This window comes from Mesorhizobium sp. M0166 (genome assembly GCF_040322255.1).
Taxonomy (GTDB): Bacteria; Pseudomonadota; Alphaproteobacteria; order Rhizobiales; family Rhizobiaceae; genus Mesorhizobium.
Genome location: NZ_JAMYTD010000104.1, coordinates 1 through 1,321 on the forward strand (window position 1 = coordinate 1; position 1,321 = coordinate 1,321).

Consider the following 1,321-nt stretch of genomic DNA (forward strand, 5'->3'; position numbering starts at 1 on the left):
TGAACCGCCCCGGGTTTTCCGGAGGCCGTTTCGTTTGAGTCACGCGGCTATGGCTGGTTCATCCAACATGGCGTAGTAGCGTTCCTCGGCTTCGGCCGGCGGGATGTTGCCGATGGGCTCCAGCAGCCGGCGATTGTTGAACCAGTCGACCCATTCGAGCGTGGCGAACTCGACGGCCTCGAATGAGCGCCAGGGTCCGCGTCGATGGATCACCTCGGCCTTGTAAAGACCGTTGATCGTTTCGGCGAGAGCATTGTCGTAAGAGTCGCCGACACTGCCCACCGAAGGTTCGACGCCGGCCTCCGCCAGGCGCTCGGTGTATCTGATGGAGACGTATTGGCTGCCTCTATCGCTGTGATGGATGAGCCCGCCTCCCTGCACGGGCCGCCGATCATGGAGAGCCTGTTCCAGAGCGTCCAGAACGAAGCTGGCATGCGCCGTCCGGCTCACCCGCCAGCCGACGATCCTTCGCGCATAGGTGTCGATGACAAAGGCGACATAGACGAAGCCCGTCCAGGTCGCGACGTAGGTGAAGTCGGAGACCCACAGCATGTTCGGCGCCGGGGCATGGAACTGGCGATTGACGTGATCGAGAGGGCATGGTGCCGCCTTGTCGCTCACCGTGGTGCGGATCGGCTTGCCGCGGATGATGCCTTCGAGGCCCATGGCCTTCATCAGGCGGGCAACCGTGCAGCGGGCGACATCGAAGCCCTCGCGTTGCAACTGCCGCCAGATCTTGCGAACGCCGTAGACGCGGAAGTTAGCCTCGAACACGCGTCGGACCTCATCCTTCAAAGCCTCATCCCGCTTCACCCGAGCCGACAGCCGGGAGGGATCGATGCGCTTGGCGACATGGTCGTGGTAGGTCGACGGGGCGATCGGCAGCACCTTGCAGATCGGCTCGACCCCATGCGCCTCGCGGTGATCGTCGATGAACGCGATCATGGCTTGAACCGGCGGTCGAGCTCCGCCTGGGCAAAATACGCGGAAGCCTTGCGAAGGATCTCGTTGGCCTGGCGAAGCTCGCGGTTCTCGCGTTCCAAAGCCTTGAGTTTCGTCGCCACATCCGTAGGCACACCGGCTCGCACGCCACTGTCGCGCTCGGCCTTCTTCACCCACTCATGCAGCGTCTGCGCCGTGCAGCCGATCTTGGCGGCGATCGACGAGACCGCCGCCCACCGCGAGGCATGCTCGCCTTCGTGATCCAGAACCAGCCGCACCGCACGGGCTCGGACCTCGGGAGAGAACTTGTTGGTCGTCTTGCTTGTCATGGCTCCACCTTCTCAGGAGTTGGAGCCTCCGATCAACCCGGGGCGGTTCA

Annotated in this window: 1 protein-coding gene and 1 other annotated feature; the gene reads right to left on the reverse strand. The window is 63.6% G+C overall.

Features of this window, described 5'->3' with window-relative positions:
- Positions 1-39: 39 nt before the first annotated feature.
- A protein-coding gene (locus NKJ46_RS34590) for an IS3 family transposase (protein WP_352671818.1) occupies positions 40-1,271 on the reverse strand; the annotation gives its coding sequence in 2 pieces (ribosomal slippage) (positions 40-980 and positions 980-1,271; 1,233 coding nt in all).
- Positions 871-987: a sequence feature (AL1L pseudoknot), on the reverse strand. Its footprint overlaps the gene before it by 117 nt.
- Positions 1,272-1,321 lie beyond the last annotated feature (50 nt).